Origin of the sequence: Haloferax marinum, from assembly GCF_009674625.1 — an archaeon.
GTDB lineage: Archaea > Halobacteriota > Halobacteria > Halobacteriales > Haloferacaceae > Haloferax > Haloferax marinum.
This window is the reverse complement of the sequence record NZ_WKJQ01000001.1, coordinates 1,994,079-2,015,161: the sequence shown is the minus strand read 5'-3', so window position 1 is coordinate 2,015,161 and position 21,083 is coordinate 1,994,079. Positions and strand designations below refer to the sequence as shown.

Below are 21,083 nucleotides of genomic sequence, written 5' to 3'. Positions count from 1 at the left end.
ACAGCGTGAACCTGTACTACCGTAATCTGCATGGCCAGACGCCTGCACCGACGTACTGGCGGTATCACTCATGACTGGCTTCGATAGGAGAGACGACCACAGCCCGGGTACGGATGCGGACGGTGTCATTCGAGCCGAGTACGACTGGTCGACGCAGGCCCCGAGTACAGCGGTTATCGAGACTGTCGCAATCGCGGCAAATCGTGAGCCCACGGCGCTCGAACTGTTATACAATACGGTCGACCCAGACGCCCTCGATGCGCTCTTTGATTCCAGTGGGTGTCACTCGACTGACGGAGTCACTACCGTCTCGTTCGAGTTCGCTGGCCATGGTGTAACTGTTCAGAGCAATGGGATCGTCGTCGTCCAACCGGCCGACTAGCGACACGAATCGGAGTGACACCAGGCGAATCTGGCAGCATCGAATCACCGCTCTGGAAGACCTGTCGTCTCCAGTTGAGTGACGTCAGCATCAGGGATTCGGCAGCGACACTGCCTCAGAGAGCGAGTCGAGCACTGTCTCGACCTGTTCGTTGGGGTGGTACCGGACGGTTCCGGTTCTGTGTTCGAACTCGACGATACCGTATTCTGCCAACTTCGGCAGGTGGACATGGTATAATTGAATGAAGAGATTTTTCCGGTCCTGCAGTGGGTCGTTCTTGGAGTCAGAACCACTACTGTGGAACTGGTCGACAATCTCGTCAACCGTCGTGGTCTCGTCAGCCTCGTGGCGCAAGTGGTGGATGATTCGTCGTCGGTTCTTGTCGGCGACAAGGTGGAGACACGCGTCGAGACTGTCGTTCGACATACTACATCCCTCTCTCCAGAGGTGCATCAATTGCAGCGAATTTTACACGTGAGAAGATTTTGATTATGTGAGTGACACTCGAAACCTGCGCATCTTTGCGTCGATAGTCACTTTTTATCATACGAGTGAATGTAGACGAACCGCCTCCCCTGATGGCCGATGTCAGCCGAGTACTCAAAAACTCGTCTCTGCATAACATTGTTCCGGCCCCACTCGTCCGTTTGTGGGAAACTACGTGTGGCCTTCCACGCTTCCTGTGTGCATGGCCTGTGGAATTTCCGTGGAACACCGTTCTCTATTGAACATAACCGGAAGCTCGATAGAATCGGTCGATAACGTAGATTTCACCGATCAAAAGGACTGCCGAGAATCTCAATCACCGGAGACTGTTCGTCACACCAGTTACGGGACTTATCCCCTTCCCGGACGTAGCTGCGAGTATGGCTCGCGAAATTAAGTTCAGTGATATTTCGACCGTGCTCGATGAAATCGAGTATCCCATCGGACGGTCTACAGCATCCGAGGAACTCTCTGATGTCAGGTTGATATTGGCTGACGGTGATACAAACCTGGGCAAATTGGTTTCTGAGACGTCACTTGAGTCGTTCGAATCGGCTGCTGATATCGAGTCCGCACTCCACAACGTACTTCCACGGAAAGCGGTCGGGGAACCGTATCAGTCTGAGGGAGACGCGTAACCCATCGGACACTTGCTGTCTTCGAGGGAACGGAGATGGTGAGATTCCGACGGGGATGTACGAGGGTTCACGGCGAAGCACGAACGTGAGAAAGAGCAGCTTCGAACAGTCATTCCAAGACTTCTCGCTGCGAACCCGGAAGTTGGGCGCGACGTCATCGAGGACCATCATGGATGGGTGCCCCAATTAGTCTCACAATGCTGTGGCGGCCGCCCGTATCTTCCTGCCTGGGCGAGTGTAGTCGAATCGTGGCCGAAGAGCAAAGTGGGCAAGCGACGTATCTCTACTCTATGCCAGGGACTGTCACGGAGAAACTCATCGAAGACCACCTCGTCGAGGGTCGGATGGAGCCGGGTGAAGAAATCGCCCTGGACATCGATCAGACGTTGACCCAGGACGCCACGGGGACGATGGTCATGCTCGAACTCGAAGCCATGGGGGTCGATCACCTCGAAACCGAGCTCTCCGCCCAGTACGTGGACCACAACCTCATCCAAGAGGACAACAAGAACCCCGACGACCACCTGTTCTTGCGAAGCGCCTGCCAGAAGTGGGGGATCTGGTTCTCGCCCGCCGGCAACGGCGTCTCCCACCCCGTCCACCAGGAGCGGTTCGGCGTCCCGGGGAAGACGTTGCTCGGCTCGGACTCGCACACACCGGCCGCGGGTGCGATGGGCATGTTGGCTATCGGGGCCGGCGGTCTCGACGTCGCGATGGCGATGGCAGGCGAGCCCTACCACGTGGACATGCCGGAGGTGTGGGGCGTCGAGCTGCGGGGCGAACTCCCCGAGTGGTGCAGCGCGAAGGACATCATCCTCGAGATGTTGCGACGCCACGACGTCGACGGCGGCGTCGGGCGCGTTATCGAATACCACGGCTCTGGGCTGGACTCGCTGACCGCGATGGATCGCCACGTCATCGCCAACATGGGTACCGAACTGGGTGCCACGAGTACCGTGTTCCCGGCCGACGACGCCGTCGAGCGGTTCCTCGCCCAGCAACACCGTGCGGATGAGTTCAAACCGCTCCACGCCGACGACGACGCCGAGTACCACGTGACGGAGACGATTCGACTCGACGAGATCGAGCCCATGATCGCCAAGCCATCTAGTCCGGGCAACGTCGTTCCGGTGGCGGATGTGCAGGGCGAGGAGATCTACCAGGCCTACATCGGCTCCAGCGCGAACCCGGGACTCCGAGACTTCGCGGTTCCGGCGATGATCGTCGATGGACAGCGAGTCCCACCCGAGATCAGCTTCGACGTGAATCCCACCTCCCGGCAGATGCTCCAGAACCTGACCGAGATGGGGTATCTCGGCAAGCTGTACGCGAGCGGTGCCCGCGTCCATCAGGCCGGATGCAACGGTTGTATCGGGATGGGGCAGGCACCTGCCTCTGGCCGGAACAGCCTTCGAACCGTGCCGCGGAACTTCCCCGGGCGCACCGGCACCCGCGAGGACAGCGTCTTTCTCTGTAGTCCCGAAACTGCGGCCGCCAGCGCACTCACCGGTGAGATCACGGACCCGCGCACTCTCGAGGAGACGCACGGAATTGCGTATCCAAACTGGACTGAGCCCGAGGAAATCATCGTCGACGAGTCGGCACTCAGTGCACCGCCGGAGACGCCCGGCGGCGAGTTGGAGAAAGGACCAAACGTGAAGTCCCTCCCGGCGTTCGAACGCGTGCCGGATGCGATCACCGGCCCCGTGTTGATGAAGGTCGGCGACGACATTTCGACCGACGAGATCATGCCCGCCGGCTCGGAGGTGCTTCCCTACCGGTCGAACATCCCGAAGATCAGCGAGTGGGTGTTCGACCAGATCGAGCAGGGATTCTACAAGCGAGCCCAGGAGCAGGGAGCACCGTGGCTGGTCGTCGGCGGATCGAACTACGGGCAGGGGAGCTCACGCGAGCACGCGGCGCTGGCACCGTACTATCTGGGGATGCGGGCCGCACTGGCGGTCAGCTATGCGCGCATCCACTGGCAGAACCTCGTGAACTTCGGCATCGTGCCGCTCGAGTTCGCCGACCGGGACGACTACGACGCCATCGACCAGGGTGATACCCTCGAACTGCCGGCCGTTCGCGAGGAGATACAGAACGGCCGCAAGGTCACCGTGCGCAACGCCACGCAGGATACGACGTTCTCGGTCGAGCACAGATTGAACCCGCGACAGGTCGAAATCGTGCTGCGGGGCGGGTTGATCGAGGACTACAGGAGGTGAACTACCCCTTCCTAACTCGCCCTTCGGCCTGCGTTGCTCCGTCACGAACAGGCCATCAGCGACACCGGCGATGAGGAATTCTGACTGGAGATGCGTCGAGTATTTCACGGATGTGACCACCGTTGCCCACCGACCGCAGGCACACGAACGTTGATTCGGTTGGCCGTTCTCTACTGACTATGGCCGAGTTTCCAGACGAACGACAACTTGTACTACGGGCGCGTTCCCAGTTGGAACAGTGGACGAAGAGTGCCCGGATGGAGGCGTACACTGAACTGTTCGAAGGTGACGATCCCATCCTCTCCGCCGAAGAGATACAACTGCTCGACGCGTTCGACTCTGAACTGGAGCGAGAGGGCGGCGATGGTGTCTGGGGAACTGACCAATACGGGATCCACACAGCGGGGACCTCAAGCTCGGATGCCTCACTCGGTGTGGTCTGTGTCTATCACCCACAGATCAGCAAAGATTCCGTCCTTCGTGGCGGAGACGGTCTCGACGACGAGACCGAAGAGCGACTCAATGCAGCGCTCTGGCGATATAGCGAACGGGTTTCGACGCTCATTGAAGCAGAACTCGACGAGTTCGTCCGTCAGACCCAGGGGTAAGCCCCGATCAGATCCACGTTCGGGTGATCGTACGCATCTATTGTATCCGGCGAGGGGACCCCATCGTCGACGGTGCGTCGGATATCACACGCTGGCGCTGGAGTCGTTCATTAACGCGAACGCGATTTGCTTCGCCGTTTCCAGGTCTGCGGCGGTTCCAAGGTCACCGTCCCTCCCCGAGTGATGCACGTTGTATTCCCAAACGTTCCTGCCGTCGATGACCTCGTTGATGTATACCGCGCTTCTGGTGTGTTCCTGGCGATAGAGCACTGTGGTATAATCGCGGCCCATGAATTCGTCGTGTGTCGTCTGCTCGGTCTCTAGCACCCAGTCTGCCGGAAGGTTCTCTTCAGAAGTCATGCTCCGTCACCGGCGTGGTCGGCACCCACGGAGTTTGGGGTCCCGTCTTTGACCGCCTTGGCCTGCTGTTCCAGCTCTTCGACGTCCATCTCGGCGGCCTTGTCGATCTCGCCGAGGATCTCCTTGATGTCGTCGAGTCCGATGAGTTCGCGGGTCTCGGCGTCGAATCCAAGGCTATCTAGCCGGTGCCCATTGGTCGCCACGTCGCTCCCCGTGAGGTGTTTGCCGTAGCGACCAACCAGCGATGTGAGTTCCTGGGGGAGGACGAACGTCGTCGACTCTCCCCGACCGATCGCTTCGAGCGTGTCCATTCCTTTGTCGATGATCGCGCGCTCGCCCATCGATTCGGCGGACTTCGCCCGCAGCACCGTCGAGATCGCATCGCCCTGTGCCTCGAGGATTTGGCTCTGTTTTTCACCTTGCGCTCGAATGATGTTCGACTGCTTGTCTCCTTCGGCTTTCTCGACCGCACTCCGGCGTTCGCCCTGTGCTTCGAGGATCGTGGCCCGGCGTCTCCGCTCTGCGCCGGTTTGCTGTTCCATCGCTTGTTGAACCTCCTGACTGGGGTTGACCTCCCGGACCTCGACCGACTCGACGCGGATCCCCCATTCGTCGGTGGGTTCGTCTAGTTCCTTGCGGATGCGAGCGTTGATCTCCTGGCGCTTGTTCAGCGTGTCGTCCAGTTCCATGTCGCCGATGACTGCCCGGAGCGTTGTCTGGGCGAGGTTCGAAACCGCTGTCTTGTAGTCTTCGACCTCCAGGAACGCCTTCTTCGCGTCCATCACACGGAGATAGACGACGGCATCCGCTGTCACGGGAGAGTTATCCCGCGTAATCGCCTCCTGTCGGGGCACATCCATTGTCTGGGTACGCATATCGAACGTGTACGTGCGCGAGACGAACGGGGGAACGAAGTTGATGCCCGGCTCGAGCAAGCCGCGATACTCGCCGAACACGGTGAGCGCCTGTTTATCGTACGCGTCGACGAATCGCACCATCTGCCAGATCGTGACGATTGCCAGCACCAGTACCAGCAGGCCGACTATCGCGAATCCGAGAGTGGAGACCTGCAGCGGGACCGGGTCGTACATGTGTTCTACATTCGCCCCGTGTCTGTATCAAGGGGCGATATTTTCACACGCATCCGCGTTACCATTATGTGGGTGACACGACCGACAGCACCCGTACTGGTCCACTCGAAGCACAAACGGATGATGGGTACGCGACCTGTAGTCTGCAAGTAGAATGAACTACCTGTAACAGCGAGAGGGTCCCGCCCTTCCCGTGAGGCGCGAGCGTTCCGACACTCTGTTCTCGGAACCGAGCGCCGAACAAGGCGGGCGTGAGTCGCGAAAGCTCCGGTGAGAAACCGCTGTGTCACTGCCCAAGCGTGATCTCGACCAGGGACATCTCGTTCGCAGGAACGACATTTTCGAGAACGGTCTCGACCTCGCCCCACGTCTCTGGCCGGTAGCTATCGATTCCGAAGCTCTCGGCGAATCGCTCGAAGTCAGGGTTCGTCAGTTCGGTTCCGAAGTGTTCACCGGTGTGTGCGACCTGGTTCTCCGAGATGAGGCCGTAGTCGTCGTCGTTGAACACGATAATCGTATACCCGAGGTCGAGGCGGGTGGCCGTCTCTATCTCGGCCGCATTCATCAGAAACCCACCGTCGCCGGTCGCGACGACGACGTTCGCATCGGTCGCGAGATCGGCAGCGATTCCGCCGGGAACGGCAATTCCCATGCTTGCCAACCCGTTCGAGATGATGCACGTGTTGGGTTCGTAGGTGGGGAAGTTCTGTGCGATCGCCATCTTGTGACTCCCAACGTCAGAGATTAGAATGTCTTCGTCAGCCATCACCTCTCGGAGGAACGGCAGCGTCCGTTTCACCGAGAATGGGTCGTCTGACTCGGGTTTTCGTTGCACGTCCGCGACGATTCGCTCGCGCAGGTCCTGACACCACTCCGGTCCAGACACGGAATCGAGATGCATCCGTAGCTCTCGGAGGACCGTCGAGATGTCCGCGACGATTTCCACGTCAGGATTGTAGTGTCGGTAAACTTCTGCAGGCTCGTGGTCGACGTGGATGATGGCCTTATCGAGGTCGGCGTTCCACGAGCGAGGGTCGTGCTCAGCGATGTCGTAGCCGACTGCGAGTACACAATCGGCTCGTGAGATTGCCGTGGACGCCTCGGACTGCGGTCCGGAACCGAGTGTCATCAGCGAATTATCGAGACGATCCGAGACCGCTCCCTTTCCCATGTACGTCGCGACGACGGGCATCCCAGCGTGGTCGACAAGTTCGCGCAACCGGTTCGATGTTGACGTTCGGACGGCACCGTTACCGGCTAACACCAGCGGGGTGTCTGCGTCCTCGAGGAGTTCGACGGCGTGGTCGAGTGACTGTTCGTCGGGGGCAGCCCGTCGCACACGTGGCCGAGTTGGAAGCGGCTCTGCGTCGAGTTCTTGTGCTGCAACGTCCTCGGGGAACTCGAGGTGGGTCGCACCGGGTTTCTCGTACTCGGCGAGCTTGAACGCCTTGCGTACCGACTCCGGGATGATCTCGGCATCGGTGATCTGTGTGTTCCACTTCACGACCGGCTCGAACATGTGGACGATGTCGAGGGCCTGATGGCTCTCCTGATGGAGGCGCTCGAGCCCCCCTTGTCCCGTAATCGCGACAAGTGGGGACTTGTCCAGATGGGCGTCCGCGACGCCCGTGAGAAGATTCGTGGCACCCGGTCCCAGTGTCGAGAGGCAGACACCGGCTTCGCCCGTCAACCGACCGTGAACGTCGGCCATGAACGCCGCACCCTGTTCGTGTCGAACTGGGATGAACTGGATGTCCGAATCTCGAAGTGAGAACAGCAGGCCCTCGAGTTCTTCTCCCGGGAGCCCGAACACGTACTCGACACCCTCTGTTTCGAGGCATCTGACGAGGAGGTCGGATGCCTTCATTATTCCACCCAGACGGTCTTGCGATTGACGAACTCCATGATGCCCGCACTCGAGAGTTCGCGGCCGTAGCCAGACTCCTTGACCCCGCCGAACGGGACCCGTGGGTCGGACTTCACTAGCTGATTCACGTACACGTTACCGGCGTCGATCTGTCGAGCGAGTCGCTCGCCGCGCTCACGGTCTTCGGTCCAGATGCTCGCACCCAGACCGAACTCGGTATCGTTGGCTTTCTCGATCGCCGCGTTCTCGTCTGGGACCTCGTAGACGGCGGCGACGGGTCCGAACGTCTCCTCGCTGTCGGCCGGGCAGGACTCAGGGACATCAGCGAGGATTGTCGGGGGGTAGTACGCACCCTGCCGGTCGAGGGGTTCACCACCTGTGACGACCCGTGCGCCCGCCTCGACGCTCGCCTCTACCTGTTCGTGGAGGGACTCCAGGAGGTCTTGACGGGCCTGTGGACCGACGTCGGTCTCCTCGTCCATCGGATCGCCAACCGTGAGTGACGAGACCACCTCGGTGAACCGGTCGAGGAACGCCTGATACACGTCCGTGTGAACGATGAAACGTTTGGCTGCGATACAGGACTGCCCACCGTTCTGGTTTCGCGCCCACGCGCCGGTCTCTGCGGCGGCCGAAATATCGGCGTCGTCGAGAACGATGAACGGGTCGCTTCCGCCGAGTTCCAGCACTGTCTTCTTGAGGTGCTCGCCCGCTGTCGACGCGACGGCCCTCCCGGCCGGTCCACTTCCGGTCAGTGTCGCGGCCCGGACGCGTTCGTCAGCGAGGATTTCGTCGACGAACTCCGACGGGACCAACAGTGATTGGAAGACTCCCTCGGGGTAACCAGCCTCGCGAAACACCTCCTCGATTGCCATCGAACAGCCGGGGACGTTGGAGGCGTGTTTCAGCAGCCCGACGTTCCCCGCCGTCAGCGACGGGGCGGCGAATCTGAACACCTGCCAGAACGGGAAGTTCCACGGCATAACTGCGAGGACTGGTCCCAGTGGCTCGTAGACGGTTTCGACCGCCGCCCCCGGTGGACTGGGGTGTCCTTCGGGTTCCAGGTACGCGCTCGCATGTTCTGCGTAGTGATCACAGCCCCACGCGCACTTTTCGACCTCCGCGATAGCTTGCGAGACCGGTTTTCCCATCTCACGAGTCATCGTTTCGGCGTACTTGCGTTTGTTCTCGCGTAGGACCTCACCGGCAGCTGCAAGCAGTTCTTCGCGTTCCCGAACTGGCCGGAGGCGCCAGTCTTCGAACGCTGCATTCGCCCGGTCGAGCGCTGCTTCGATCTCCGACTGGGTGTGTTCCGTGTACGATTCGACTCGCTCGCCAGTCGACGGGTCGACTACGTCCATGCCCATACGAATTCGGTGTGCAAGAGGTTAACTCACAAGGGTGCCGTCGACTCGTGTCCGTCGGCGGAGCGGAGTGCACGGCACCGAGATACCAACCACTTCGAGCACCAAGAGCTCGTTCAAGTTACCCACGACTGAAGTCGTGGGCATTCTCCTTGCATCTCTGCGAGAGTGCCAGCCAGAACGGGTACTCATCTGGTTGTAAACATCGATCCGATTACCCGCCAAGCCACCAGCCATAGAGCTGTGCCTGCTCGTCAGTGTCGGGATGCTTCTTCGAGTCACCGTAGGTCTTCCCCTTGAGCAGCTGGCGTTCAACTGCGTTCGCGGCAAGACGGAGTGCGTGCGTCGCGCCGTATCCTTCGCCATCGGCCGTGAAGTAGCCGCGGTCGGTGACCAGTCGAATCCGTGCCAGCACCAGCGGCACACCCCGATTTTGCTCCTTGTGCTCCTGCAGTTCGATACTGGCCTTGATCACGGTCATCTCACCGTACTTCGAGGCGACACTCTCGATCAACGCGGAGACATCGTCGTAGTCCATCCCCTCCAGCAGCTCGAGGCCGAACACCTGGACGGCGTTCCGGTCGTCGCGCTCCCAGGTGAGCGCCTCGATGACGTCCGTCTTCGTGATGATACCGACCGGGTCACCGGTCCCCTCGGCCGTGACGACGAGCGACGAGATCTCCCGCTCGAACATCGCCTCGACGGCCTCGTCGAGCGGAGCGCTCCGCTCGACCGTCGCGACGGTATCGGACATCAGGTTCCGTACCGGCAGATCGAGCATTCGGTCGGAATCACCCTCGCGCGCCCCGAACCCGCCACGATTCTGTCCGCGACCGCCGCGACCACCGGAGCCACCCGACGACCCTCCCTGGCTCTTGCTGCCGCCCCGCGTCGTGAACTCGACGACATCGTACAGGCTCAACATGCCCACGAGGTCGTCCCCGTCGACGACCGGGAGATGGGCGATTCCGGCTTCTCGAAGCAGATTGAGCGCTTGCCCGATCGTGGTTTCAGGGGTCGCACTGACCAATTCTGCCGTGTACGCGTCGTCGACAGTCACCGCGTCGAGGAACGGCCGGACAGCTTCGAGGACGGCATCGCCAGTCACCACACCGACGACACGGTCATCGCGGAGTACGGGGAGCGTCTTGGCGTCGCTACCGATCATGAGCCGTGCGACTTCGCGGACATCTTCGGTACGGTCGACCGTCGGGACGTGCTGTACCTGTGAGCCGACCTTTGCCGAGGGCTGGTTGGACGAAGAAGCTAGCTGTCGGCGGCTGACGACTCCGCGATACTCGTCGCCGTCCGTTACGATGACCGCATCGAGTTCCTGATTCTCGAACGCTCCGGCGACCTTCGAGAGCGGTGTACCGATATCGAACTCCGTGAATTTCGGGGAGAGTATCTCAGAGATATCCATTGTGACTCTTTAGTCAGAGGGTCGCTGGACGGTTATGCCTGTCCCAGCCCTGATATCCGAGGGAGGGACGCGCGAAGTAGTGTTTGAGTGGAATATCAAACTGCGTCGGCCGTATGCATTGAGACAGGCAGTCTCAACTACTGCACGCAGTACTCGTGGGATACGCTCTGACACCCCGAGAACACTCAGGAACCCCCCGTAGACCGTGACCGATTCGCGCCCTGTATTCGGCACGGCTCGTTTCACACACCTGACGACAGACAGGAGCGCCGATGGTATGTTTGCACAGCTTCTCACCGGCCTTGCAGTCGGGAAATGTCGAATCAATAGGTTTCAACAAGACCGTTGAATATTGTCGAGATAGCCCCTACGCTGCCCCATCTTCTCCTGTTTGGACCGGCGATCATAGTGTGTCTTCAGAATCTCTGAAGAGACATTGGCCCGGTCACTCACGACCGGTTCAGGCATATCAGACGAGAGCCAGTAGGTGATTGCACCCCGACGAAGCGCATGAGGAGACACCGGTGACGGACACTTCGATGCGTGGGTCCGGTCAGTCGCTGGCTTGCACTCCTCAACCGCACGGCCATGCGGACACTCCCCAGTGGTCAGACACGGCTTCGTCACCGAATAGATGTACGTCTGAATTGTCGTCGGATGGGCTCGTCCCTGTGGAGTGGAAAGCAAGGGGTCTCTGCCATTCTCATCCGTTGTAGAAGGGCGGCAATCACCAATCCACGCATCCAACACCGAACACGTCTCGTCAGACAAGGCGATGAACCGCTCACCGCGTTGCTTGTTCTTCAGTGGGGTGCCCGTCTCAGGACGATGTTTCACTTCCAGCGACTGATTGTTCGAATCGTAATCCTCGACGTCGAGCGCGACGACTGCGCCTCGACGGAGGGCCGCTCGCCACATCAATCGAAAGCAGACATGCCGTTCAGACGCATACTCGTATGTACTGAGATAGTCTAGGATCTCTTCAGCAGCCTCGGCGGTCACCATCACGTCACGTGAGTTCTCTCCGATACTCAGACTGAGTGAGATGACTTTCGTCGAAAGATCGGTGTGAACGGCATCGATCGATTCGCACCATCGAATGAACACCCGGGTGGTGTCCATCTGTGTTTTCTCACTCGCGGGTGCGAGGTCACCATCTTCTCGACGCCATAGACGGTATCGATGAAGGTCGCGTCCCGTTAGAGGGTTGAGATGCGTGAGATCTTCGTTGCGACACCACTCCAGAAAGTGGTTGAGTCGGGATTGTTGAGAGCGGAGTGTTGCTTCCGCAAACTCTGATTGTTTCTCTTCCAGGTACGATTCGACGGCGTCTTCTGGGGTAATCGGCTCTAACTCGAAGTGCATAGCGTGCTCTCTTGTGGGTGTGATATCACCAGAGAGAGTGCCTCTGCGTAGGGTTCAGGGTCGGGTATCTGGGTTTCGTCACACGGCATTACGTGTGCCCGTCGGGTCCGTATACTTCTGGAACGGTTTAGAACCAAAGAGCGACCGCTGTAGCCCCCGAATCGTACATCTTCCCACTATCAGAGTCCGTCACGTGGCGTGACGGATTCACCGACGACGTGCAGCACGTAAAGTACAGCAGTACACTCATTACATCAGCACATCTATTTCGCAGTATGCCCGTGAGCATCGACGACTTCGAGTCCGGTGACCTCCCACGAGGACCGAGCGTTCCCGAACAGGTGGTCACGTATCTCTACACACACAGCGACCAAGCGTTCACCCGTTCCGAGATTGCGACAGCAATCAGTGAAGACCCGAACACTGTCGGGACTGCACTCTCTCGACTCAAGGCCCGAAGCCTCGTTCGCCACAAGGGAGAGTTCTGGGCAATCACGGACGACGACGAACGCGTCGCCGCCGCGTACGACCTCCACACCACGACCGACAGACTGGACGACGAAGACGGCGGCATCGACGCCGACGAATGGGACTCGGTAGCCCCAGAGACACCGCATCCGAGCGAACGAGACGAGGACACGCAGTAGATGCAACCGAGGCGTGGTGATGTCGTCCGAAGTTCTGACCCGTTCAAACTCGGCGACGACAGACAACGACCTTGGCTCATCGTCAACAACGACTCCCACCCGTTCGGTGACCAGCAGTACATTGCGGTCGCCATCTCGACTAAGCAGTACGAGGACTCGCTCCCGCTCACCGATGACCTGTGGGAAGTCGGTGGTGTTCCACGCGACTCGTTCGTCTCTCCGTGGGCAGTTCACTCACCTCGGAAAGAGGACTTCGTGGCGTGGCAGGGGCGTCTCGAAGAGACGTTTGTCGACCGCGTCGTCGAGCACGTCGAAGGGTATCTGAAGTAGCCAGAACTGAGAGTCGCTAATCGCCAGACAACGCGCCGATTAATACAGATTCGTCACACTCGATGACGCATTCCCGTCGGGTCCGTTCTGTCACAGCACGTCTTGGATTCAGTAAACAAGAATGAGGCGTTCATAAAATAGTCTTTACCTCTCGACACCCGATTTGAACACGCCACGCGGTACGTCTCCCCGTCGTCATGGACTTGAGTGGATTTGAAGAGGTCAACCGTTATTAGAAGTCAAATAGCGAACGCTGGCGCTCGAAGTCATATGGATCGGTGAGCATTTCCCGGACGTCGTCGTAGTTTATTCTCCCATCGTGGTTCTCTTCGATGGCCCGATCAACGAACCATGCCCGGAAGCGTTCAAATTCTTCTCTCGAATTGATGATGTCGTCAACATTGATTATCTTACTAACACCATATCGAGCAAAGTAGATGCCAACTCTCTCGAGTTCTGGATAGGGGATTTCGCCAGAATCACCGACCATTTCGCGGTGTATGTCGTTCAGGATATAGTAGGAAAGTAATTGTCTCCAGTAACTGGGTTTGAATGACGGGGACTCGGTCGTTTTAACGTCGATGAGCGTGCCGTCAACAATGAAGTCACCTTCTCCCTCAAGAATGTACGAGTGAGTCCCGAAGTCTGGGCTGATGATAGCCATTTCGCCGTCAAATTCGTCCTGTCCACGGAAGATATGAAAGAGGTCCTGTAACTCGGTTACAATTGATTCCTCAAACGAACTCGCAGTAATCTTCTCACCACCTTCCCCTATGTCGAGGTTTTTACCTGCGAATATCAGAGCTGCATCAACGGCATCTGCAGCGTTCATTCCCGTCTGAACGAAGGCGTCTTTCTTTCGCTTTGCTCGAAGATGTGGATCTTCGTAATCCTCGTCTTCAGTAGGCAAATTCTGCTTAGCCCATTCCGCTCTTGCGATAGTAGTGTCAAGCGACTTTTTCGGTTTGTAAGTCTTCTCACAACGGTGTTCGAGCCAGAAATGGCAGAGGTAGTCAAAAACAGTCCCGAGGACCGTGTAGTCGTGTTCTTCGTGTTCTACGCGGAGCTCTTCCGTAACATCAGGCCCTTGGTTCGGGTATTCTGAATCAAGTTCTCTGCGTACATCAGAAAGAGCGATGAAATCCGTGACCCCGATACCCATTGTTTGAATCCTCGTTTCGTCCCAGTAATATCTTACTCTGGATGTGATCAGGGATGGGGGGAATGAAGCGCAGCATGTACAGGGCAACCCGGAGAATTTGGAATTGCAGTCATCGAGGCCAGTATTTGTGAAAACCATTTTAAAAAGTTGAACAAGCAGTAGCGTGCGAGTCTCCTTGTCAACTAGTAAGGAGGTGATTTGACAACGAGCCATTCTCGTCAAGAGGTCAAATACCAACATTCAGATATCGAACGAACTGAGTCCAAAAATACAGTCTACCGACCTCGTTGAAAATGCGCCATACAGATCCTCAGTCTCCTGAAATCTAGACCCCGTTCGTCCCTCACACGAAAGCCCGTCGGGTCCGTACATTTCTGGAGAGCTTCAGAACCAAAGATTGAGCGCTCTAACCGTCGAATCTGCAGATTTTCCTGCGGGTCGATTTCGTCACGCGCTGTGACACAGGCCATCACAAGCTATCGGTTTCGGGGATTCAAACACACAAGCGGTCGTTTGGACACTCAATAGCTAAATCTCACTCGTCACTATCGGGTTCCAAGGGAGTGCGGTCGAGGCCAACAGTATCGTAGTCCTGTTCACTGGAGAGAACTTCCTCCCCACTCGTCGCAATTACCCCAGCGTGAAGTGCATCGAACGGTGTCAGATGATACTCTTCGAGGAACGCCGCCGCCGCGAGAACTGCATCTTCGTGTTCTTTCGGGGTAATCGGAACGAGTTCGAGGAGGTTCGCAATCGCTCGTGGGGCGTCGATGTCGTACTCAGACTGTTCGCGGTCGTAGAAGAGAACGAGAACTTCCGCGTAGGCCAGAATCGACGTGTGAATGTCGTCGCGTTCTTGGAGCGCTTCGAGTGCCGAGTCGCGCAACCAGTCTTCGTTCTTCACGAGCGCAATCAAGAAGTCTGTCTCGACGTACACGAATCAGGCCTCTCGATTCGCTGACCGCTCTTCGTCCTCGGCTTCGATTTCTTCGGAGATTGCTCTCCTCGCCTCCTCTTTGAGTTCGTCTGCGTCAGTCTCCTCGAAGGCGTCGCCAACTGCCTCACGAAGTCCCTCTAATGGGTCGTCGTCAACCGGGAAGAGCGCGACGTGGCTCGGTAGTTCGACGATGCGATAGCGCTCGCCGAACCGTGACCGGACGTCCTTCGGGAGGTAGATTCGACCCCGTTCGTCCGTCGATTTCGACATGGCATAGCTCGTACGGGAAGAATCAAAAATCTTCCCGCTATTATTTTTATTCTCCCACTGTTTCGGCCTCGGCCATAGAACAGTATCGGAGCGGCGCAAATCACCAGACAACGCGCTGATTAAAACAGATTCGTCACACGCGATGACGCATTCCCGTCGGGTCCGTTCGCTTCGCTCACTCCCCCGACGACTTCCCACTCGCTGTCGTCTGCGGGCGACCCACAAGTCGCCCGCATGGCCAGTGAGACGGCAGTGCCGTCTCACGCTGCTCGTGGGAATCCCATCGGGACCGTCGTTCTTCTAATCGACAGACAGCGTCGGTCTGAACCGCCCGCATGAGAATTCGCGTAGAGATTCACTTGCCCATCGAGTAGGCACTCGGACGAGAGTGTGCGAGTGAAGACAGGTTATGGCCGGTCCAGTTCTTTGTCCCACGCTTTCCAGGTTTTCAACAGTGGGATGATGGTGTAGTCGTTGACGATTTCTTCTCCATCGAAGAGGTCCCAGACGTACTCTTTGAGTGAGTTGAGATCCGTGTGCCATGCACTAAACGTGAGATCGTATTCTCCGAGACAAGAGCTCGTATTGTAGACGAGTCCCTCGTCGATCAACTTCGTGATGAATTGCTTTCTCACGTCAGACGAGACGTGCTGGTCGAACGAGACGAGAATCTGTGCATCTGCAAGGTCTGCTTCTTGGAGGACGATTACTGCGAGGATTTCCAGTACATCGCCTTCTTGAAGCTTTTCACGACGTCGGCGGACTGCAGTTCGAGAGAGCCCAACTCGGTCTGCGAGTTCAGTATCGGACATTCTGCCATTTGCGTTTAGTGCCCGAAAGATCTCGTAATCGTGTTCATCGAGATAATTTTCGAGTACTGCCTCCGGCGTGTCCGGGTCGTGTGACTTTCCGTTGATAGATCCGAGGTCAGTATTTTCCATGTACAATCGTATTCATCAGACGATTTGAAACTATTGGTGAATAAATTAGCCAAAACGGAACTACAGTTGTGCATATCGGCTAATTTGTGGTGAGTGATTCGGTGGATAGGGTCTAAAAAATCGGTTCTCGTTCTGTGGCCAAGCCAACTGGCGTGGTTACCAGCCAGTTTCACCTCGTGGTAGTGGTTCGTAGGTCAATTCGTATCCAAATGCTTCCGGCCCAATCACATCGAGCGCTTCTGGAGTTGTGAGGAGTTCGGGTGCAGGTATCCCGAGGACTCGAACCCGCTGACCGTATCTGAGTGCATCGGTCATAACAGGAGCGCCCGTATCATTGTCGACAATGCAAATGAGGTCGGGGACCGTCGTGAGAACGCGATCATCGTCTGCTCGGGCGATGAGGAATTCGTTTTGGAACTCGATCTCTAGACGAGAGTCATCGTCCAATCCAGAGAGGGTGACGCTCCCCATTGCGAATCCATCCCTGTTACGGCGGTGAACGTCGACGACTTTTCCAGTGAAGAGGTCTTTTCCGCCAAGGAGTTCACGACTCGCCTTTACCGGGTCCGCTCCTTGCTGCCGTGCTCTCTCGACGGCTCGGCCTAATTCAGTCGCGAGCGAGACGGTGTGTGGAATCGCATACTGGGAGATGAACTCGCCAGTCATGAGCGGGAATGCGTACCCTGACCGTCCGCCCATCTGTACCGTAATCGAGCGAGCGAAATCTTCGAGGCGCTTCGCAGAGTCGATGTCTTTGTACACGACTTGGTTTCCTCGCTCGTCTGTCGTCGCGGCGTAGTTCACGGGCGAACCGTAGATGAAGAACGTGTCCATCTGGAGCTCTGGGAACGCCCTCCCCATGCCATCACCGTCGACGACTGGAAGGTCCGCCATCGCTGCGACACATAACGGTGCCATACTGTTCGCGCCTCCAATTCCGCCCGGAATAATGGCGTCTACTGTCTCACCGGAGAACGACTCGATAGCGCGGAGCGATTTGTAATCCTCGTCTCCTTTTGGGAACTTTTCGACGCTGATAGTCGGCGCACCCATCCCACCGACACTTGCAACCGTTGCATCTGCCGGGAGGTCCTTCGGTGAAACTAGCTTGACCGAATCAGGATACCCTTCGTCTTCGAAGAGCGTCTGGAGGCGGAGACGACCAATACGTGGATTGCCACCACCACCTGTACCGAGAATTCCTGCTCCAGTCCCGAGTGCTTCGAGATCGTCGATAGTAATCTCTGTTAGTTGTGGGATGTCGAAACTCATCATTCACCCTCCAATGGTTTGTAGGCCGTCTCGAGGCCGAACGAGCGTGGTCCCCAAACGTCAAGGGCCGCAGGAGTTCGCATGATTTCGGGGGTTCTGACCCCGAGAACGCGGACTCGCGCGCCGTATCGAAGGCTCTCCGTTGGGATGGGCCCTCCAGTTTCGAGGTCGAGGACAGTGATGAGGTCTGGCACTGTTGCGACGTACTCTCCGTCGACTTGGGCACCAAGGTTCTCGTTTTGGAACTCGATACGCATCGTCGAGCCTTCGTCTGGACCAAGTCCGCCGACGTCGACGTGTCCGAATACGAATCCCTGTTCAGTTCGGCGTTGAACGTCGACGATTTTGCCTTCGAATAACGACTGGGCCTCGCCATAGATGGAAGACCGCGTCACCTCACGGATCGCGTCCATCGCATCATCTTCGGCTTTCCTGAGTTCTCGACCAAGGTTACGTGCGAGAGTCATCGTTCCTGGGATTGCGGTGTCTTTCACCTCTGTGCCTGTCATGGGGTAGTCAGAAACGTACGCAACACCGCCCATTCTAACCGTGATTCCTCGGGCGAGCCATTCGAGTTGCTCGTTATCTGCAGTCTCGATCAGACACGTATTCCCGCGTTCGTCACTGACTGCGGCAGGCGTCCCACTGACGCCATAGATGTTGAACGTCTCGTGGTGAAGTTCAGGAAATGCTCTCCCCATGCCATCGGCGTCAACGACGGGAAGTCCACGGCGAGCAGCGACTGCAAATGGGAACGTCGAATTGATGCCACCACATTCTATCGGCATCGTCGCATCGACTTCCTGGTCGAGTTCGCGTTCGATACGTTCGAGTGAGTCGACTGCCTCCTGTCCACTCGGGAGCTTCTCGACAGAGACCGTCGGTGCACCCATCTGTGCTGTTGGGACGACGAAGGCGTCCTCGGCGAGTTCGTCGGGGTGAACGAGTTCGACGGGACCGAACTCTTCGATCGCTTGTTTTGCGACGAGTTTCCCGACGTGGGGGTCTCCACCGCCACCGGTACCAAGAACTGTCGCCCCGAGTGCGATATCTTCTATCTCTTCGACACCAATTTCCACCGTCATCAGTGGTCGAGCGCTCCTGCGGCTTTCACTTTGATTCGCACGGCATTGCCGGGAAGGTACGAGAGTGGGACCTCTTCGACGTCGACGATGTCGACACTGTCTTCGTCGGCACCTGCGGCGAGGGCGTTGTCCGTTGCTTCGTCTTTCGCACTCTGAATCGCTTCTTCACGACTCATCTCGTCGAGACTGTAGATGCGGTCGACTTCACCCGACACCTGTGCGATTGCGACACCGACAGCGTTCGCAACTTCGTAGTGGTCAGGTTTGTAGACCTCACTCGCACCCTCTATCTCATCAGGCACGAGGATACTCCCACCGCCGACGATGACGACTGGGACCGGGTCGGCACTCGTTTTCATCCGGTCGACTTCACGCTCGACACGTTCTCTGACGTATTCGCGGGCTGCTTCGACGACGGTCTGGTCGACGTCTGGCGTCTCAGGCCCGATATCGATCGTCCCGGCGGCAACTTCCAAGTCGGTTGCAGTGAGAACCTCTCCTCCGAAACATTTGGCCTTCTCAGTCAGTTTGTACCCGACACTCTGTGGGCCAACAGTGACGTCACCATCGGTGGAGACTATCGAGCCACCACCGATGCCTATCGCGATGATGTCCGGCATTCTGAAGTTGGTCTTGACCTCACCAATCTCGACGGCAACGCTACTTTCGCGTGGGAACCCTTCGGTGACTGCACCGACGTCGGTGGTGGTTCCGCCGACGTCGACGATGATTCCGTTTTCGACCTCGGAGAGGTATGCTGCCCCACGGACCGAATTGGACGGCCCGCTCGCGACTGTGAAGATTGGATATCGGATGGCGTAGTCGACGCTCATCAGCGTCCCGTCGTTCTGTCCGAAGTAGAGATTCGCGTCGATTCCACGCTCGTCCATCGCATCGACGAACGCAGTCGCGGCCTCTTCGGCGACGTTTGTGAGGGCTGCGTTGAGTGCCGTCGCGTTCTCACGTTCGAGCAAGCCAACGCTCCCAATCTCGTTCGAAACGGAGACGGGAACGTCGTCTCCGACTTCCTCTCGAATTATCTCAGTGACGCGTTTCTCGTGGTCGTCTCGGACTGGTGAGAAGACACTCGTCACAGCGAAGGCGTCGACGTCTGCGAACTCACGGACTTGCTCACGAATCTCTTCTTCATCGAGATCGTTGAGAGTTCGTCCATCGAACTCGTGTCCACCATCGAGGATGGCGACGTTGTTCCCGATTGCGTCGGCCAAGTCGTCTGGCCACTCTAATAGCGGGCGAATACTCTGAGTCGCTGGTGCACCGATTCGGATGACACCAACCTCGTTGAGTCCACGACGTTCAGTAATCGCATTGGTCGCGTGCGTCGTCCCGAGCATCACGTACTCGAGTTCGTCTTCGCTCACTCCGCTGTCGTCGAGGACGACATCGAGAGCGTTCAAGATACCTGTGGTGATGTCTTCTGTCGTCGGAGTTTTTGTCTTTGCAAGCAGGTCGTCGTCGCTGTTCATTACGACCGCGTCCGTGTTCGTACCGCCAACGTCGATTCCGATTCTGTAGTCAGTCATTGATTTGATTTTGGAGAGTTTCGATTGGTTCGTAGTCGATACTGTAGTTGAAATATTCAGGCCCGACGAGGTCCAGTCCTTCGTCGGTCCGCCACTTTGGCGAACAGGGCATACCGATGACCCGAACTCGGTGGCCGTAGGCCATGCGCTCGGTCGTAATTGGATCGCCTGTTTCCGCGTCGAGGACAGTAATCAGGTCGGGCGTACTCGCGAGGATTCCGTGCGCAGAGTCACGAGCAACGAGGTGCTCGTTCTGGAAGTTCAACGTGAGTTGGCGACCCTCGCAGTCGGACAACCCTTCGAGGGTGGCTTCGCCAACCGCGAATCCACCTTCGGTCCGGCGCTGAACGTCGACGATTTTGCCCTCGAATAATTCGTACCCGTGGGTTAGTTCGAGGACAGACTCGACAGGGTCTTGTGAGCGGTCCTTTGCGGTTCGGATCGATTCTCCGATGTCGTGTGCGAGCGACATCGAATCGAGAATCGCGTGTTCACGAACCTCTGCTCCAGAAAGAGCGTAGGTTCCAATCATACACGCACCACCCATCTCGATACTCGTTACGCGGGCGAACGCCTCGGCGTACTCGTTGTCGATCGTGTCCACAAACAACGAATTGCCTTTCTCGTCGGCGATGCTCATCGGAGTCGCACTGATTCCACCCATCGTGAGCGTCACCATCTGCACTTCTGGGAACGCACGTCCCATCCCGTCAGCGTCGACGAGGGGGAGGTCGAGTGCCGCAGCAACGGCAATTGGAACGGTACTGTTCAGCCCGCCCGCTTCGATACTCATCGTCGCGTACGCTTCTTGGCCGAGATGTGTCTCTAAAGACTCGAACGCTGCGAGGGCTTCCGTCCCTCGAGGAATCTTTTCGACCATCACCGTGGGTGCTCCAAGCATCGCGCTCGGAATGACGAGAGCATCGTCTGGGACCTCACGTGGGTCGATAAGCTCGACTGGGCCGTGTTCTTCGATGGCCTGTTCAGCCATCAGCTTCCCGATATATGGGTCACCACCGCCGCCCGTCCCAAGGACGGTTGCACCGGTGGCGAAGTCGTCGATATTGTCTGTCGTGATTTTCATCG

21 protein-coding genes are annotated in these 21,083 nt (G+C 57.8%); 6 read left to right on the top strand and 15 right to left on the bottom strand.

Going from position 1 to position 21,083, the window contains the following annotated elements; translation table 11 throughout:
• Nucleotides 1-70 precede the first annotated feature (70 nt).
• Nucleotides 71-382 (top strand): HalOD1 output domain-containing protein, encoded by a 312-nt coding sequence (locus GJR99_RS17920; RefSeq protein WP_151111819.1) that lies wholly within the window; start codon nt 71-73, stop codon nt 380-382.
• Nucleotides 383-472: 90 nt separating this feature from the next.
• Here GJR99_RS17920 and GJR99_RS10240 read toward each other — a convergent pair whose 3' ends face one another.
• Complete coding sequence (locus GJR99_RS10240; RefSeq protein WP_151111817.1) at nt 473-808, bottom strand: DUF7344 domain-containing protein; 336 nt, start codon at nt 806-808, stop codon at nt 473-475.
• A 440-nt stretch (nt 809-1,248) separates the two neighbouring features.
• Here GJR99_RS10240 and GJR99_RS10235 point away from each other — a divergent pair, with 440 nt between their 5' ends.
• The 3 genes from GJR99_RS10235 to GJR99_RS10225 all read left to right on the top strand — a co-directional run bounded on the left by GJR99_RS10235 (nt 1,249) and on the right by GJR99_RS10225 (nt 4,339).
• A complete protein-coding gene (locus GJR99_RS10235; protein ID WP_151111815.1) occupies nt 1,249-1,506 on the top strand; it encodes a DUF5789 family protein in 258 nt (85 codons plus the stop codon).
• A 290-nt stretch (nt 1,507-1,796) separates the two neighbouring features.
• Nucleotides 1,797-3,731 (top strand): aconitate hydratase, encoded by a 1,935-nt coding sequence (locus GJR99_RS10230; RefSeq protein ID WP_151111813.1) that lies wholly within the window; start codon nt 1,797-1,799, stop codon nt 3,729-3,731.
• A gap of 179 nt (nt 3,732-3,910) precedes the next feature.
• Complete coding sequence (locus GJR99_RS10225; protein ID WP_151111811.1) at nt 3,911-4,339, top strand: DUF7539 family protein; 429 nt, start codon at nt 3,911-3,913, stop codon at nt 4,337-4,339.
• Nucleotides 4,340-4,423: 84 nt separating this feature from the next.
• Here the strand turns inward: GJR99_RS10225 and GJR99_RS10220 are convergent, their stop codons facing one another.
• From GJR99_RS10220 to GJR99_RS10195, 6 genes are all read right to left on the bottom strand, one after another.
• Nucleotides 4,424-4,699, bottom strand: coding sequence for a hypothetical protein (locus tag GJR99_RS10220; protein WP_151111809.1), 276 nt, complete (start codon nt 4,697-4,699; stop codon nt 4,424-4,426).
• Nucleotides 4,696-5,790 (bottom strand): SPFH domain-containing protein, encoded by a 1,095-nt coding sequence (locus tag GJR99_RS10215; protein WP_151111807.1) that lies wholly within the window; start codon nt 5,788-5,790, stop codon nt 4,696-4,698. Before GJR99_RS10215 ends, GJR99_RS10220 begins: the two co-directional genes overlap by 4 nt.
• Nucleotides 5,791-6,076: 286 nt before the next feature.
• Complete coding sequence (locus tag GJR99_RS10210; protein ID WP_151111805.1) at nt 6,077-7,657, bottom strand: acetolactate synthase large subunit; 1,581 nt, start codon at nt 7,655-7,657, stop codon at nt 6,077-6,079.
• A complete protein-coding gene (locus GJR99_RS10205; protein ID WP_151113931.1) occupies nt 7,657-9,018 on the bottom strand; it encodes an NAD-dependent succinate-semialdehyde dehydrogenase in 1,362 nt (453 codons plus the stop codon). The genes GJR99_RS10210 and GJR99_RS10205 overlap by 1 nt, the downstream gene beginning before the upstream one ends.
• 217 nt (nt 9,019-9,235) lie before the next feature.
• Nucleotides 9,236-10,444, bottom strand: coding sequence for a CBS domain-containing protein (locus tag GJR99_RS10200; protein WP_151111803.1), 1,209 nt, complete (start codon nt 10,442-10,444; stop codon nt 9,236-9,238).
• Between the two features lie 333 nt (nt 10,445-10,777).
• Nucleotides 10,778-11,809 (bottom strand): tyrosine-type recombinase/integrase, encoded by a 1,032-nt coding sequence (locus GJR99_RS10195; protein WP_151111801.1) that lies wholly within the window; start codon nt 11,807-11,809, stop codon nt 10,778-10,780.
• Nucleotides 11,810-12,084: 275 nt separating this feature from the next.
• Here GJR99_RS10195 and GJR99_RS10190 point away from each other — a divergent pair, with 275 nt between their 5' ends.
• Both GJR99_RS10190 and GJR99_RS10185 read left to right on the top strand, forming a co-directional pair.
• On the top strand, nt 12,085-12,456 hold the full coding sequence (locus tag GJR99_RS10190) for a hypothetical protein (protein ID WP_151111799.1): 372 nt from the start codon (nt 12,085-12,087) through the stop codon (nt 12,454-12,456).
• Nucleotides 12,457-12,786: a hypothetical protein gene (locus GJR99_RS10185; protein ID WP_151111797.1), complete on the top strand. Its 330-nt coding sequence runs from the start codon at nt 12,457-12,459 to the stop codon at nt 12,784-12,786.
• A 232-nt stretch (nt 12,787-13,018) separates the two neighbouring features.
• On the opposite strand, the gene GJR99_RS10180 is transcribed toward GJR99_RS10185, so the two are convergent.
• The 8 genes from GJR99_RS10180 to GJR99_RS10145 form a co-directional block, all read right to left on the bottom strand.
• Nucleotides 13,019-13,948, bottom strand: coding sequence for a hypothetical protein (locus GJR99_RS10180; protein ID WP_151111795.1), 930 nt, complete (start codon nt 13,946-13,948; stop codon nt 13,019-13,021).
• A gap of 535 nt (nt 13,949-14,483) precedes the next feature.
• Nucleotides 14,484-14,885: a PIN domain-containing protein gene (locus GJR99_RS10175; protein WP_151111793.1), complete on the bottom strand. Its 402-nt coding sequence runs from the start codon at nt 14,883-14,885 to the stop codon at nt 14,484-14,486.
• Between the two features lie 3 nt (nt 14,886-14,888).
• Nucleotides 14,889-15,155 carry an AbrB/MazE/SpoVT family DNA-binding domain-containing protein gene (locus GJR99_RS10170; RefSeq protein ID WP_151111791.1) on the bottom strand — a complete coding sequence of 89 codons (267 nt, stop codon included), beginning with the start codon at nt 15,153-15,155 and terminating at the stop codon, nt 14,889-14,891.
• A gap of 407 nt (nt 15,156-15,562) precedes the next feature.
• Entirely contained in the window at nt 15,563-16,096 is a 534-nt protein-coding gene (locus GJR99_RS10165; RefSeq protein WP_151111789.1) for an Lrp/AsnC family transcriptional regulator, read from the bottom strand.
• A 156-nt stretch (nt 16,097-16,252) separates the two neighbouring features.
• Nucleotides 16,253-17,368 (bottom strand): DUF917 domain-containing protein, encoded by a 1,116-nt coding sequence (locus tag GJR99_RS10160; protein ID WP_151111787.1) that lies wholly within the window; start codon nt 17,366-17,368, stop codon nt 16,253-16,255.
• Nucleotides 17,368-18,453, bottom strand: a complete 1,086-nt coding sequence (locus GJR99_RS10155; protein WP_151111785.1) for a DUF917 domain-containing protein — start codon at nt 18,451-18,453, stop codon at nt 17,368-17,370. Before GJR99_RS10155 ends, GJR99_RS10160 begins: the two co-directional genes overlap by 1 nt.
• Nucleotides 18,453-19,997, bottom strand: a complete 1,545-nt coding sequence (locus GJR99_RS10150) for a hydantoinase/oxoprolinase family protein (RefSeq protein ID WP_151111783.1) — start codon at nt 19,995-19,997, stop codon at nt 18,453-18,455. The genes GJR99_RS10155 and GJR99_RS10150 overlap by 1 nt, the downstream gene beginning before the upstream one ends.
• A complete protein-coding gene (locus GJR99_RS10145; RefSeq protein ID WP_151111781.1) occupies nt 19,990-21,081 on the bottom strand; it encodes a DUF917 domain-containing protein in 1,092 nt (363 codons plus the stop codon). The genes GJR99_RS10150 and GJR99_RS10145 overlap by 8 nt, the downstream gene beginning before the upstream one ends.
• Nucleotides 21,082-21,083: the final 2 nt, after the last annotated feature.